Raw genomic sequence first — 14200 nt, forward strand, 5'->3', positions numbered from 1 at the left:
GCCGGGGGAGCGCGCGTGGCCACCGGGTCGAAGACGAGTACGGAATCCGCGCCTTTGCGCCGCACGGGCGGAGAAGCGAACGAGGAGATGCAGTGAGCGTCACGGCAGCACAAGGGTTCACGGCGTCGGGCATCGCCGCCGGGATCAAGGAGAACGGCAACCCGGACCTGGCCCTCGTGGTCAACAACGGGCCCCGCCTGGCCGCCGCCGGCGTCTTCACCTCCAACCGCGTGAAGGCCGCCCCGGTACTGTGGACCGAGCAGGTCCTCAAGGGCGGTCTCGTCTCCGCGGTCGTCCTCAACTCCGGTGGCGCCAACGCCTGTACGGGCCCCCGGGGCTTCCAGGACACGCACGCCACCGCCGAGAAGGTCGCCGAGACGCTCGACGTGAACGCGGGCGAGGTCGCCGTGGCCTCGACCGGCCTCATCGGCGTGCTGCTCCCGATGGACAAGCTCCTCCCCGGAGTCGAGCAGGCCGCCGCCCGGCTCTCCGCGCACGGCGGCGAGAAGGCCGCCATCGCCATCAAGACCACCGACACCGTCCACAAGACCTCGGTCCGCCAGGGCGACGGCTGGACCGTCGGCGGCATGGCCAAGGGCGCCGGCATGCTCGCCCCCGGCCTCGCCACCATGCTCGTCGTCCTGACGACGGACGCGGACGTGGACGGCGAGACCCTGGACAGGGCGCTCCGCGCGGCCACGAGGGTCACCTTCGACCGTGTCGACTCCGACGGCTGCATGTCCACCAACGACACCGTGCTGCTCCTCGCCTCCGGCGCCTCCCAGGTCACCCCCGGCTACGAGGAGTTCGCGGAGGCCGTACGGGCGGTCTGCGACGACCTGGGCCAGCAGCTCATCCGGGACGCCGAGGGCGCCAGCAAGGACATCAGGGTCGAGGTCGTGAACGCGGCGAGCGAGGACGACGCCGTCGAGGTGGGCCGCTCCATCGCCCGCAACAACCTCCTCAAGTGCGCCATCCACGGCGAGGACCCCAACTGGGGCCGCGTCCTGTCCGCCATCGGCACCACCGCCGCCGCCTTCGAGCCGGACCGGCTGAACGTCGCCATCAACGGCGTCTGGGTCTGCAAGAACGGCGGCGTGGGCGAGGACCGCGAACTGGTCGACATGCGCTACCGCGAGGTCCACGTCGTCGCCGACCTCGCCGCGGGCGACGCGACCGCCACGATCTGGACCAACGACCTCACCGCAGACTACGTCCACGAGAACAGCGCGTACTCGTCATGAGCACAACTCGTAAGCACACGGCGCTCCCCAAAGCGCAGATCCTCATCGAGGCGCTGCCCTGGCTGACCCGGCACCACGGCAAAACCGTCGTCATCAAGTTCGGCGGCAACGCCATGGTCGACGAGGAGCTGAAGGCCGCCTTCGCGCAGGACGTGGTCTTCCTGCGGCACGCCGGCCTCAAGCCCGTCGTCGTGCACGGCGGCGGACCGCAGATCAGCGCCGCCCTCGACCGGCACGGCATCGTCAGCGAGTTCAAGGCGGGCCTGCGCGTCACCACCGAGGACGCCATGGACGTCGTACGGATGGTGCTGGCCGGGCAGGTGCAGCGCGAACTGGTCGGACTGCTCAACCAGCACGGGCCGTTCGCCGTCGGCATGACCGGCGAGGACGCCCACACCATCACCGCCACCAGGCACCAGCCGCTCATCGACGGCGAGTCCGTCGACATCGGCCGGGTCGGCGAGATCACCGAGATCGACACGGGCGCGATCGAGGCACTGCTCGCCGACGGCCGGATCCCGGTCGTCTCATCGATCGCCCGCTCCGAGGACGACGGACATGTCTACAACGTCAATGCTGATACGGCGGCTGCGGCACTCGCTGCGGCTCTTGGTGCCGAAACCCTGATGGTCCTCACCGACGTCGAGGGCCTCTACGAGGACTGGCCGAACTCCGACGAGGTGATCAGCCGGCTCACCGCGAGCCAGCTGGAGAAGCTCCTCCCGGAGCTGGCCAGCGGCATGGTGCCGAAGATGGAAGGCTGTCTGCACGCCGTCCGCAACGGCGTCAACACGGCCCGCGTCATCGACGGCCGGGTCCAGCACTCGATCCTGCTGGAGATCTTCACCGACGAGGGGATCGGCACGATGGTCGTGCCGGACGACGAAGAGGGGGATGCCGCATGACCGCCAACCAGGACCTGACGCAGCGGTGGCAGGGCGCGCTCATGGACAACTACGGCACCCCGCGGCTGCCGCTCGTGCGCGGCGCGGGCACCCGGCTGTGGGACGCCGACGGCACCGAGTACCTCGACTTCGTCGGCGGGATCGCGGTCAACGCGCTCGGCCACGCGCACCCGGCCGTCGTCGAGGCCGTGAGCACCCAGATCGCCGCCCTCGGCCACGTCTCCAACCTCTTCGTCGCCGAGCCGCCCGTCGCGCTCGCCGAGCGGCTGCTGCAGTCCTTCGGGCGGGACGGCCGCGTCTACTTCTGCAACTCGGGCGCCGAGGCCAACGAGGGCGCCTTCAAGATCGGCCGGCTGACCGGGCGTTCCCACATGGTCGCCACGCACGGCGGCTTCCACGGCCGGACCATGGGCGCGCTCGCCCTCACCGGCCAGCCCGGCAAGCGCGAGCCGTTCCTGCCGCTGCCCGGCGACGTCACGCACGTCCCGTACGGCGACGCGCAGGCCCTCGCCGAGGCCGTCACCGAGGACACCGCGCTGGTGATCATCGAGCCGATCCAGGGGGAGAACGGCGTCGTCGTGCCGCCCCCGGGCTATCTGAAGGCCGCCCGCGCCATCACCGCCGCCACCGGCAGCCTGCTGGTCCTGGACGAGGTGCAGACCGGGATCGGGCGTACCGGCTCCTGGTTCGCCTACCAGGCGCACGAGGGGGTCCTGCCGGACGTCGTCACCCTCGCGAAGGGACTGGGCGGCGGGCTCCCGCTCGGCGCGACCGTCGCCTTCGGCCGCGCCGCCGAGCTGCTGAAGCCGGGCCACCACGGCACGACCTTCGGCGGCAACCCCGTCGTGTGCGCGGCGGGACTCGCCGTGCTCGACACGATCGAGTCCGAGGGACTGCTGGAGAACGTGAAGCGCGCGGGCGAGAAGCTGCGCGACGGAATCGAGGCACTCGGTCACCCCTTGATCGACCACGTCCGGGGTGCGGGCCTGCTGCTGGGTATCGTGCTCACCGAGCCGCTCGCCGCCCGGGTGCAGCAGGCGGCTCAGGACGCCGGCCTCCTGGTGAACGCGCCCGCCCCCGACGTCGTACGGCTGATGCCTCCGCTGAACCTCGGCGACGACGAAGTGGACGCGTTCCTCCGGGCCCTGCCCGGTGTCCTCGACGCAGTCGACGGGGACGGACGATCCGGAGAATGAGACGACGATGAGTCAGGCGCAGGAGCACGAGCACGCAGGGCCTGCCGTGCCGCAGACCCGCACCGCACGCCACCGCCGGATCGTGGACATCCTCAACCGGCAACCGGTGCGCTCCCAGAGCCAGTTGGCGAAGCTTCTCGCGGACGACGGGCTGACCGTCACCCAGGCGACGCTCTCCCGGGACCTGGACGAGCTGAACGCGGTGAAGATCCGCAACAACGACGGCGACCTCATCTACGCGGTACCGAGCGAGGGCGGTTTCCGCACCCCGCGCGCGCCGCTCGGCGAGTCGGCGAAGGAGGAGCGGATGCGGCGGCTCTCCGCCGAGCTGCTGATCTCCGCGGAGGCGTCCGCGAACCTCGTGGTCCTGCGGACGCCGCCGGGCGCCGCGCAGTTCCTCGCCTCGGCCATCGACCAGGCCGAGCTGCACGACATCCTCGGCACCATCGCGGGCGACGACACGCTGATGCTGATCAGCCGTGATCCCACGGGGGGCCAGGCGCTAGCCGACCACCTGCTGCGGCTGGCCCAGAACGACCACTGAGGCGTACGGGGGTGGCGGGGCCCGCGGTCGCGGGAGCCCTCCGCCTCCTCGGTCCGTCCGGCCCGGCCGAGGAGCTTTGCCTCAGCCCAGCAGCCGGGCGAGACCGCCGGTGCACCGGACCTCGTCGCCCGCCGTGATCAGCAGCGCCTCCACGCCGGGCAGCGACTCCAGCCACGCCGGCGCCTGCCGCGAGCCCATCGCGAAGGCCGCCGTCGCCCAGGCGTCCGCCCAGGTCAGCCGCGGCCCCACCACCGTCACGGCCAGCAGGTCGGTGACCGCGGGCCTGCCGGTGCGCGGATCCACGATGTGGGCGCCGCGCTCGGCCGTGCCCGAGGTGGCCACCGCCAGCTCGTCCGCACCGGCGGCGGAGACCACCGCCGCCAGCGAACCGGGACGCAGGGGATCGGACACGCCGACCCGCCACGGGCGCGCCGGGCCTGGGGTGCCGCACAGCTGGACGTCGCCGCCGCCGTTCACGCTCACTCCGCTCGCCCCCGCCGCGGCGATGTGCCGGGCCGCGCGCTCGCCCGCCCAGCCCTTCACGATCCCGGTCGGGTCGAGCCGTCCCTGGTACGTCGTGCTGAACCAGCCCTCGCTCAGCCGCTCCGCCTCGGCGCCCAGCGCGAGCACCTCGGCGACCTGCGGATCGCACTCCCCGACGCTCAGCTCGCCGCGGGCCAGCCGCATGACCTGGCTGTCCCCGCGGTAGGTGCTGAACACCTCGTCCACATGGTGGAGTTGGACGACCGCCTCGTCGAGCGCGGCCTGCACGGCAGCGGGTTCCCCGCCCCGCACGTCGAAGGAGAAGACCGTGCCCATGACCTCCTCCGCATGCCGCAGGACGGCCGCAGCCGCGGGCTCAGCCACCGGCCTCGTCCAGGGCGGCCTGGAGGGACTCCTTGTATCCGGCGCTGGTGTAGGTGGCTCCGGAGACGGTGTCGATGTCGGCGGTGCCGGCCGCGACGGCTCGTTGGTCGAGCTGGGGTACGGCGTTGTCGGTGATCTGGGTGCTGCGTCCGCCGCTGGGTGCCTGGACGGCTTCGGCCTTGGTGATCTTGCCGCCGGTGAGGGTGAGGCGTACCTGGACGGGCCCGTACTGGGTCTGCGAGACACTGCCGGTGACGGTACGGGCCTGCGACGACTGCTGCGAGCTGCCGCCCTGGGGCGACTCCTGCCCGGCCGCCGACTGCGGGGGCACGGCCCCGCCCGCCGACGCGGCCGCGGGGTCCGACGCGGGCTTCAGTGACAGCAGCAGGACGATCCCGGACACGGTGGCGGCCGTGGCGAGCATGACACGCCGGATGGGGTGGCTCTTCTTCATCGCTCCTGACTCCCGTCGCTCACATCTCGAACGACTCGTGATGGATGCGGCGGGCGGGAACCCCCGCGCCGCGCAGTGCTTCGTACACCTGCTGCGCGAAACCGGGCGGACCGCACAGGAAGACGTCGTGCCGGTCGATGTCCGGCAGTTTGCGCCGCAGGGTCTCCGCGGAGATGTCCGGGCGTTCCCCCTCGGGACTGTTCACCGCGTACATCAGCCGCGCGCCGCGCTCCTCGGCGATCATTGCCAGCTCGTCCCACAGCGCCAGGTCCTGGGTGCTGTTGGCCCGGTACAGCAGCGTCAGGTCGCCGGACGCGCCGGGCAGCGTCTCGAACAGCGCCCGCATCGGGGTGATGCCCACCCCGCCCGCCACGAGCAGCACCTTGCCGCGGCTGCGCCGGGCCGCCGTCAGCGCCCCGTACGGACCCTCGGCCCACACCCGGGTACCGGGCTCCAGGTCGCGCAGCGCGGCACTGTGGTCGCCGATCGCCTTCACGGTGATCCGCAGCATGTCCGGGCGCGGGGCCGCCGACAGCGAGTACGGGTGGGAACTCAGCCGCATCCCGGGCGCGAGGAAGCGCCAGCGGAAGAACTGCCCCGCCTCGGCGCCCATGCGGTGCAGCCTGCGGCCGCGGATCAGCACGGACACGATGCCGGGCGTCTCCTCGATGACCGCCTCGACCCGCATCCGGTGCCGCAGGTTCAGCCGGACCGGCACGAACACGCGGTACCAGAGGACCAGGGCGGTCACCGACCCGTACAGCCCGTACCAGACGGTCTTCGCCGTCGGCTCGACGGCGAAGTCGTTGCCGGTGGAGAGCTGGTGCCAGAACGTCAGGAACACGGCGGCGTAGGTGAGCAGGTGCACGTGGTACCAGAGGTCGTACGGGATCCTGCGCCGCACCGGGCCGATCGAGATGAGCCCGATGAACAGCAGCAGACCCGTCCCGATCGCCGCCTTGCCCATGTCCGGGAGCTGGTTGACGGAGTCGACGGTCTGCTGGACGACGCGGCTGAAGGTACGGCCCGCCTGCAGCGCGTACCCGTACATGATCAACACCAGGTGGGCGACGACCAGGCACAGCGTGTACCTGCCGCTCATCGCGTGCCAGCGCGCGACCCGGTCCGAACCCACCCGGCGCTCCAGCGCGGGCACCCGGGCCATCTGCAGCACGACGAGCGCCATCAGGTACCCGGCGAGCAGCCCGGTGATGCGGCCGGCGTTGAGGATCTTGCTGTTGTCGTCCGCGATGGACGGGGTGTTGCTCCACCACAGCCAGATCACCCCGGCGGCACCCGCCCAGACGGCGAGCAGCAGCGGGACGGCGGGGGAGCGTCGAGGGCGGATGCGGCGCATGGTCTGGCGCCGCGCGGCGCGACCGCCGGCGATCGTGGACACGGTTCCTCCGTGTTCCTGTGGGGAACGGGGCAAGGGGAGTGGCCCCCTGGCCCAGAGATACGTCTCGCGACGGCCGTGCGTTCAGAGGGGGGCTAGCACCATGCGCCCGCCCGGCTAGTACCGAGTGATCGCGGTCGTCCCGCCCGCCGTCCCGATCGCGATGTGCGGGGCCCGCCCGGGATCCGCCCACGTCAGGATCCGCCGCATCGCGGATGCGGAGACGGACACGCAACCAGCCGTCGGCCCACGCCCGTTGACATGGAGGAAGATGCCCGCGCCCCGCCCCCGCACCGGCCGGTCGTAGTTGAACCCGACGACGAGGGCGTAGGCGTACTGGGCCCGGTAGGAGATCAGGTGCTCGGACTCCGGGGCGCGGCAGTCGGAAGGCCGCGGCTCGGTCCAGCGGTTGTAGGAGCGGGAGTCGTTGTCCTGGCACCACCAGGAGTTCCGGTGGACCCGGCGGTACGGCGTCCTCGTGCCGTCGGGCGCCGCCTCGATCCCGAACGCGTACGGCAGGTCGTACAGACCGGTCGGGGTCGTGTTCGTGCCCTGCCGGCGGGAGGAGCCCTCGGTCAGCCCGCGCGCGCCGAAACGGGCCGCCGCGGAACCGGCCCTCACCCAGCGCCCGTGGCGCCGCTCCCACCAGGTGACCGTGCCGGTCCTGGCGGACGGACGCGCAGCCTGGGCGGTGATCAGCTGGCTGCCGCCGCCGGTGTCCGCCATCCGCTCCGGAAGCGCGGGCGGACAGCCCGAGCCAGGGCGAACAGGGAAGCGGACGCGAGTGCGGCGGCAGCGAGGCGCATGGCTCAGACGGTAGTGGGGGGCAGGGGCAACGGCAGCCCCGGTAGGCCGTCCAGGCTCGTCGCCACGTAGTCCTTCTTGCGGAAGTACGCGTCCAGCGAGGCGTCGTCCTCCCGGGCGAAGCGCTTGCTGTGCAGATCGCGGTCCTCGTCGTACGTCATGAAGGGCACTGCGTAGCCGCAGGTGTCACGGATCAGCTCGGCCGACACGACGATGACGGCGCGCAGGCCGTGCTGTGCCGGGTCGATGTCAGGGAAGTGCGTGAGCAGTTCCTTGAAGCGCGGGTCGTCCCGGAAGACGGGCTCCCCGTGGCCGTGCACCCGGACGATGTTCGGCGGGCCCTGGAAGGCGCACCACATGAGGGTGATGCGGCCGTTCTCGCGCAGATGCGCGATGGTCTCGGCGTTGCTCCCGGCGAAGTCCAGGTAAGCGACGGTCAGTTCGTCGAGTATCGCGAAGGAGCCGGTGAGCCCCTTGGGTGAGAGGTTGACCGTGCCGTCCCCCGACAGGGGTGCGGTCGCGGTGAAGAAGATCGGCTGCGCCTCGATGAACGTGCGCAGTCTGCCGTCCAGGCGCTCATAAGTCTTTCCCATGTCTAACGATTATCGGGCAAGTTTCTTTGCCTGTCTAACGAATTGCGTCATCCGTCTCGACCGGATGCGGAAGCCGCCGTGCCGGTCCGTGGCCGCCCCGGCCGGCGCGCGGGGCGGCCACGGTGCCGGTCACTCGTTGAGAGTGCAGGTGGCGAGGGCGTCCAGTCCCTGGGGCTTGGCGGCGGTGCGGCCGATGGCGGTGGCGATGCGGTTGATGGTGGCGATGCGCTTGTCCTTCAGCGGGCCGAGGACGGCGTTCTGGACGAAGTTGGGTCCGCCCTGGCCGACGGTGTCGGCGATGCGCTTGTCGGCCTCGCCGATCTGGGTGTCGAGGAGGGCGAGGTTGCGGTCGACCTCGGCCCGGGCGGAGGCGGGGACGGCGGGGAGGCTCGGCGCGACGGCCGGGCAGTTCACCGTGCCCGCGGCCGTGGAACCGCTTGCGTCGTCCGCGTTCCCGCCCGTCTGTTCGCCCGCGTCCGAGCCGTTCCCGCCCGCGTCCTGCCCCGCATCCCCGGTGGCGGTCGCGCTCGGTGCCGCGGTCGCGCCGCCACCGGCCGTGCTCAGCTCGCAGGGCGCGAGGGCGTCCAGTCCCTGGGGCTTGGCGGCGGTGCGGCCGATGGCGGTGGCGATGCGGTTGATGGTGGCGATGCGCTTGTCCTTCAGCGGGCCGAGGACGGCGTTCTGGACGAAGTTGGGTCCGCCCTGGCCGACGGTGTCGGCGATGCGCTTGTCGGCCTCGCTGATCTGGGTGTCGAGGAGGGCGAGGTTGCGGTCGACCTCGGCCCGGGCGGAGGCGGGGACGGCGGGGAGGCTCGGCGCGACGGCCGGGCAGTTCACCGTGCCGGGGGAGGCGAGGGTCCTGGCCGCCTCACCGCCGCTCCTGTCCGTCTCGCCGGCGAGGGCGGAGCCGGCGATCACGGCTCCTGACAGCACCACCGCGGCGGCGCCGCCGATGATCACGGTACGGCGCTTGCGGTACTTGGGGAGAGCCCTGGACATGCGGAAGCCTCATTCGGGTTCGGGGGTGAAGGCCGCCCGGCGGTCGTCCGGGATGCCTGTTCCTTCTCTGGCTGTCTGGTGGTGCGAACGCGGCGCCTGCGTCCGCTGAGACATACGAGAAAGCGCATTCCGTCGTTCAAGGGAATCCGCTGATTCCCGCCCGGCCCTCTCAATTGACCAATCATGCAGAGTTCTGCATACTCATGCACGAGGGTCGCGGGGACGAGGAAGAACCCGTGACCGGGTGCGGACCGGGTGCCCCGGACACCTCCGCGGCCGGCCTGTCGCCGAAGATCACCGCCGGGTGGGACCTCGCCGACCGATAGCGTGAAAGCCGCCCGGCCGCCCGCGCGGCGAGGAGGCGGCGGCACATCCACAGTCTTGAGGAGCGCAGCTAGTGAGCAGCAACAGCGGTGACGTACGGCTCTGGGGCGGTCGTTTCGCCGACGGTCCCGCCGAGGCCCTGGCGAAGCTGTCCGCGTCCGTCCACTTCGACTGGCGGCTCGCGCCGTACGACATCGCCGGCTCGCGTGCGCACGCCCGCGTGCTCCACAAGGCCGGTCTGCTGACGGCCGACGAGCTGGAGCGGATGCTGGACGGACTCGCCCGGCTCGAACAGGACGTGGCGTCCGGCGCCTTCGTGGGCACCATCGCCGACGAGGACGTCCACACCGCCCTGGAGCGCGGCCTGCTGGAGCGCCTCGGCCCCGACCTCGGCGGCAAGCTGCGCGCGGGCCGGTCACGGAACGACCAGGTGGCGACCCTCTTCCGGATGTACCTGCGCGACCATGCGCGGATCATCGGCGGCCTGATCGCCGACCTCCAGGACGCGCTGATCGGTCTCGCGGAGGCCCACCCGGACGTGGCGATGCCCGGCCGCACCCATCTCCAGCACGCCCAGCCCGTCCTGTTCGCCCACCATGTCCTCGCCCACGTCCAGTCCCTGTCCCGGGACGCCGAGCGGCTGCGTCAGTGGGACGAGCGGACGGCCGTGTCGCCGTACGGCTCGGGCGCGCTGGCGGGTTCCTCCCTGGGCCTGGACCCCGAGTCGGTCGCGAGGGACCTCGGCTTCGAGCACGGCAGCTCCGCCAACTCCATCGACGGCACCGCCTCGCGCGACTTCGCCGCCGAGTTCGCCTTCATCACGGCGATGATCGGGGTGAACCTCTCCCGCATCGCCGAGGAGATCATCATCTGGAACACGAAGGAGTTCTCCTTCGTCACCCTCCACGACGCCTTCTCGACCGGCTCCTCGATCATGCCGCAGAAGAAGAACCCGGACATCGCAGAGCTGGCGCGCGGCAAGTCGGGCCGCCTGATCGGCAATCTGACCGGGCTCATGGCCACGCTCAAGGCCCTGCCGCTGGCGTACAACCGCGACCTCCAGGAGGACAAGGAGCCGGTCTTCGACTCCTGCGACCAGCTGGAGGTGCTGCTGCCCGCCTTCACCGGCATGATGGCGACGCTGACCGTGCACCGGGAGCGCATGGAGGAGCTGGCCCCGGCCGGTTTCTCGCTCGCCACCGACATCGCCGAGTGGCTGGTCAGGCAGGGCGTGCCGTTCCGTGTCGCGCACGAGGTCGCCGGCGAGTGCGTGAAGGTCGCCGAGGCCGGGGGTGTCGAGCTCGACGGGCTCACCGACGAGCAGTTCGCGAAGATCTCCCCGCACCTGACGCCGGAGGTGCGCGGCGTCCTGAACGTCCCGGGCGCGCTGGCCTCCCGCGACGGGCGTGGCGGTACGGCGCCGAGCGCGGTCGCCGTGCAGCTCGCCGAGGTCAGGGCGGACGTGGCGGCGCAGCACGCGTGGGCCACCGCGAAGAAGTAGCACCCCGCGTTCCGCGAAGGCGTCGCGGGTTACGTTGGCCGGAGCCGATCAAGGAGCCGACCTCATGGAGCCCGCGATGCCCTTCGCCCGACTCGCCTCGGCGACCACGCCCACCGCCCACCTCGGCCTGGGCCTCGCCGCCGTCGGCCGCCCCGGCTACATCAACCTCGGCCGGGACCGCGACCTCCCGGCGGAGCGCAGTGTCGACGCCCTGCGTGAGCGCACCCACGAGCTCCTCGACGCCGCGTACGCGCAGGGCGTGCGCTACTTCGACGCGGCCCGCTCCTACGGCCGGTCCGAGGAGTTCCTGGCCGGCTGGCTGCGCGGGCGGCCCGACGCCGACGACGTCGTCGTCGGCAGCAAGTGGGGCTACACCTACACGGCCGACTGGCGCACCGACGCCGACGCGCACGAGATCAAGGACCACAGCCTCGCCACGTACGAGAGGCAGCGCGCGGAGAGTGCCGAGCTGCTCGGTGACCGCCTCGACCTCTACCAGATCCACTCGGTGACCCCGGACAGCCCGGCCCTCACCGACAAGGAACTCCACGCAAGGCTCGCCGACGCCGCGGCCCAGGGCGTCTCGGTCGGCTTCTCGGCCAGCGGGCCCGCGCAGGCCGACGCCATCCGCGCCGCGCTCACCGTGACGGTCGGCGGTGAGCCCCTCTTCCGCACCGTCCAGGCCACGTACAACGTGCTGGAGACGTCGGCCGGGCCCGCGCTCGCCGAGGCGCACGCGGCCGGACTCACCGTGATCGTCAAGGAAGGCATGGCCAACGGCCGGCTGGCCGCGCCGCACGCGCCGGGCGTGCTCCTGGACATCGCCCGGGAGACGGGCCTGACCGCCGACGCGGTCGCCCTCGCCCTGGTGCTGCACCGGCCCTGGGCCGGGGTCGTCCTGTCGGGCGCCGCCACCAGCGACCAGCTCGCCTCCAACCTGCACGCGGCCGTCGTCGACCTCGACGAGGACCGGCTCGCCCGCCTGGACACCCTCGCCGAGGACCCCCGGGCCTACTGGGAGCGGCGCTCCCAGCTGCCCTGGCACTGAGCCCCGCGCTCACCGCCGGCCCCATGCGGTGAGCTTCACATGCCTCTTGTGAGACAAAGATGTCTCACATGGCCTACTCTTGTCTCATGGCCGTCGACCGTGAGCACGTACTCCGCAGCGCCGCCGCCCTGCTGACCCGCAAAGCCACCGCCACCATGGACGAGGTCGCCAGGGCGGCCGGGATCAGCCGGGCCACGCTGCACCGCCAGTTCGCCGGGCGGGACGCCCTGGTCCGCGCCCTCGAAGACCTGGGCATCCGGGAGTGCGAGTCCGCGCTGGACGCGGCCCGCCTGGACGAGGGGCCCGCGAGCGACGCCGTACGCCGGCTGGTGAAGCAGATCGAGCCGGTGGCGGGACTGCTGGCCTTCCTGGTCACCGAGAACCAGCTGTTCGAGGGCGACGCCCAGCACGAGGGCTGGGCCCGGCTCGACGCCAGGATCGCCGCGCTGTTCCGGCGCGGCCAGGACAGCGGCGAGTTCCGCATCGACCTGACCCCCGCCTGGCTCACCGAGGCCCTCTACGGGCTCGTCGGATCCGGTGCCTGGGCCGTGATGGACGGCCGGGTGGCCGCCAACGACTTCCAATTCATGATCGTCGAGCTGCTGCTCGGCGGCGCACTACGGAGAGTGGAACCATGACCAGCACCGAACAGCAGGCCGTCGCGGCGGAGGAGGTGGGACGGCGCCCCGGGCGTTGGCTCGCCCTCTCCGTCCTCGTCCTCGCTGTGCTGCTGGTGGCCGTCGACGCGACCGTCCTCGGCCTCGCCACGCCCTACATCAGCGAGGACCTCCAGCCCTCCGGCACCCAGCTGCTCTGGATCGGCGACGTCTACTCGTTCGTCATCGCCGGCCTGCTCGTCTCCATGGGCAGCCTCGGCGACCGCATCGGACGGAAGAAGCTGCTGCTCGTCGGCGCCACGGCGTTCGGCGCGATATCCGTGCTCAACGCCTACGCGACGACACCGGAGCTGCTGATCCTCGCGCGGGCACTGCTCGGTGTCGCGGGCGCCACCCTGATGCCCGCCACCCTCGCCCTGATCCGCAACCTCTTCCACGACCCGCGCGAACGCAGCCTCGCCGTCGGCATCTGGGGCGCCACCGCCTCCGCGGGCACGGCGGTCGGGCCGGTGGTCGGCGGTTTCCTGCTGGAGCACTTCTGGTGGGGTTCGGTCTTCCTCATCAACCTGCCCGTGATGATCGTGCTCGTCCTCGTCGGCAGCAGGCTGCTGCCCGAGTCGCGCAACCCGGACCCGGGCCCCTGGGACCTCGCCAGCGTCGTCCTGTCGCTGGTCGGCATGATCGGCATCGTGTACGCGGTCAAGGAGGCGGCCACGCACGGGTTCACCTGGCAGCCTGCGGCCGTGGGCCTGCTCGGCGCCGCCGCCCTGTTCCGGTTCGTGCGCCGCCAACTCACGCTGCCCGCGCCACTGCTGGACATGCGGCTCTTCCGGAACCGCGGATTCTCCGGAGCCGTCCTTGCCGACCTGCTGACGATCCTCGGCCTGTCCGGGCTGGTCTTCTTCCTCTCCCAGTACCTGCAACTCGTCCAGGGCAGGGCACCGTTCGAGGCGGGCCTCGCCGAAGTCCCGGCCGCGGCCGGCGCGGTGGCGGCGGGCCTGGTCGCCGGCACGGTCGCCCGGCGGTTCTCGGTGCGCGCCGTGGTCTCCGGCGGCCTCGCCGCGGTGGGGCTGGCACTCGGGGTCCTCACCCTGCTGACCGAGTCCACCGGCTATCCGCTGATCGGCGCCGCACTCCTGGTCGTCGGCGTCGGCGCGGGCTTCTCGTTCACCGTCACCGCCGACGTGATCCTCTCCAGCGTGCCCAAGGAGCAGGCGGGCGCCGCGTCCGCGGTCTCCGAGACGGCGTACGAACTCGGCGCCGCCCTCGGTATCGCCGTGCTCGGCTCGATCGTGACGGGTGTCTACCGGGACTTCACCGGTCCCGCGGGCACCCCGGCCGAGGCGCGCGAATCCCTCGGCGGCGCCGCCGAGGCGGCGGCGGAACTGCCGGCCGGCACCGCCGAGACGATGCTGTCGGCGGCCCGCGGCGCCTTCGTCGAGGGACTGACCCTCGCGGCGGGTGTGGGCGCCGCGGTGCTGCTCGCCGCGGCGGCGGCGGCCTGGTTCCTGCTGCGCGGCCAGCGGCTGGAGAGCACGCCGTAGGGCCGCGGCGCATCTCCGGGACGCATGACGAAGGGGGCCGGGGGGGGGGGGGGGGGGGGGGGGGGGGGGGGGGGGGGGGGGGGGGGGGGGGGGGGGGGGGGGGGGGGGGGGGGGGGGGGGGTGCGGGGGGGGGGGGGGGGGTGGGGGGTGGCCGACGTGTGTCT

Annotated in this window: 12 protein-coding genes and 2 pseudogenes; 8 read left to right on the top strand and 6 right to left on the bottom strand. The window is 72.3% G+C overall.

Annotated features, from left to right (window positions below; genetic code table 11):
- Positions 1–92 precede the first annotated feature (92 nt).
- The 4 genes from argJ to AC069T_RS34875 are packed head-to-tail and all read left to right on the top strand — an operon-like array spanning position 93 to position 3889.
- On the top strand, positions 93–1244 hold the full coding sequence (argJ, locus tag AC069T_RS34860) for a bifunctional glutamate N-acetyltransferase/amino-acid acetyltransferase ArgJ (protein ID WP_478786550.1): 1152 nt from the start codon (positions 93–95) through the stop codon (positions 1242–1244).
- Positions 1241–2149 (top strand): acetylglutamate kinase, encoded by a 909-nt coding sequence (gene argB, locus AC069T_RS34865; RefSeq protein ID WP_478786551.1) that lies wholly within the window; start codon positions 1241–1243, stop codon positions 2147–2149. The genes argJ and argB overlap by 4 nt, the downstream gene beginning before the upstream one ends.
- Positions 2146–3345, top strand: a complete 1200-nt coding sequence (locus AC069T_RS34870; protein WP_478786552.1) for an acetylornithine transaminase — start codon at positions 2146–2148, stop codon at positions 3343–3345. The genes argB and AC069T_RS34870 overlap by 4 nt, the downstream gene beginning before the upstream one ends.
- Before the next feature lie 7 nt (positions 3346–3352).
- The gene (locus tag AC069T_RS34875) at positions 3353–3889 is read left to right on the top strand and encodes an arginine repressor (protein ID WP_476752037.1); all 537 of its coding nucleotides are present in this window, start codon (positions 3353–3355) and stop codon (positions 3887–3889) included.
- 81 nt (positions 3890–3970) lie between these two features.
- Here AC069T_RS34875 and AC069T_RS34880 read toward each other — a convergent pair whose 3' ends face one another.
- From AC069T_RS34880 to AC069T_RS34905, 6 genes and pseudogenes are all read right to left on the bottom strand, one after another.
- Complete coding sequence (locus AC069T_RS34880) at positions 3971–4708, bottom strand: FAD:protein FMN transferase (RefSeq protein WP_478786561.1); 738 nt, start codon at positions 4706–4708, stop codon at positions 3971–3973.
- Between the two features lie 49 nt (positions 4709–4757).
- Positions 4758–5210, bottom strand: a pseudogene (locus tag AC069T_RS34885) (FMN-binding protein); the annotation flags it as partial.
- A 19-nt stretch (positions 5211–5229) separates the two neighbouring features.
- Entirely contained in the window at positions 5230–6567 is a 1338-nt protein-coding gene (locus AC069T_RS34890; protein ID WP_478786562.1) for a ferredoxin reductase family protein, read from the bottom strand.
- Between the two features lie 156 nt (positions 6568–6723).
- A pseudogene (locus tag AC069T_RS34895) lies at positions 6724–7412 on the bottom strand (L,D-transpeptidase family protein).
- Positions 7413–7415: 3 nt separating this feature from the next.
- Positions 7416–8003, bottom strand: a complete 588-nt coding sequence (locus AC069T_RS34900) for a pyridoxamine 5'-phosphate oxidase family protein (protein WP_478786553.1) — start codon at positions 8001–8003, stop codon at positions 7416–7418.
- Between the two features lie 129 nt (positions 8004–8132).
- Entirely contained in the window at positions 8133–9002 is an 870-nt protein-coding gene (locus tag AC069T_RS34905) for a hypothetical protein (protein ID WP_478786554.1), read from the bottom strand.
- A gap of 397 nt (positions 9003–9399) precedes the next feature.
- Here AC069T_RS34905 and argH point away from each other — a divergent pair, with 397 nt between their 5' ends.
- The 4 genes from argH (at position 9400) to AC069T_RS34925 (ending at position 14036) form a co-directional block, all read left to right on the top strand.
- Complete coding sequence (gene argH, locus AC069T_RS34910; RefSeq protein WP_478786555.1) at positions 9400–10827, top strand: argininosuccinate lyase; 1428 nt, start codon at positions 9400–9402, stop codon at positions 10825–10827.
- 76 nt (positions 10828–10903) lie between these two features.
- Positions 10904–11875 (top strand): aldo/keto reductase, encoded by a 972-nt coding sequence (locus AC069T_RS34915; RefSeq protein ID WP_478786563.1) that lies wholly within the window; start codon positions 10904–10906, stop codon positions 11873–11875.
- A gap of 86 nt (positions 11876–11961) precedes the next feature.
- The gene (locus AC069T_RS34920; protein WP_478786556.1) at positions 11962–12513 is read left to right on the top strand and encodes a TetR/AcrR family transcriptional regulator; all 552 of its coding nucleotides are present in this window, start codon (positions 11962–11964) and stop codon (positions 12511–12513) included.
- The gene (locus AC069T_RS34925) at positions 12510–14036 is read left to right on the top strand and encodes an MFS transporter (RefSeq protein WP_478786557.1); all 1527 of its coding nucleotides are present in this window, start codon (positions 12510–12512) and stop codon (positions 14034–14036) included. The genes AC069T_RS34920 and AC069T_RS34925 overlap by 4 nt, the downstream gene beginning before the upstream one ends.
- The last annotated feature ends 164 nt before the right edge of the window (positions 14037–14200 follow it).

It is taken from the genome of Streptomyces sp. NPDC043867 (genome assembly GCF_056435845.1).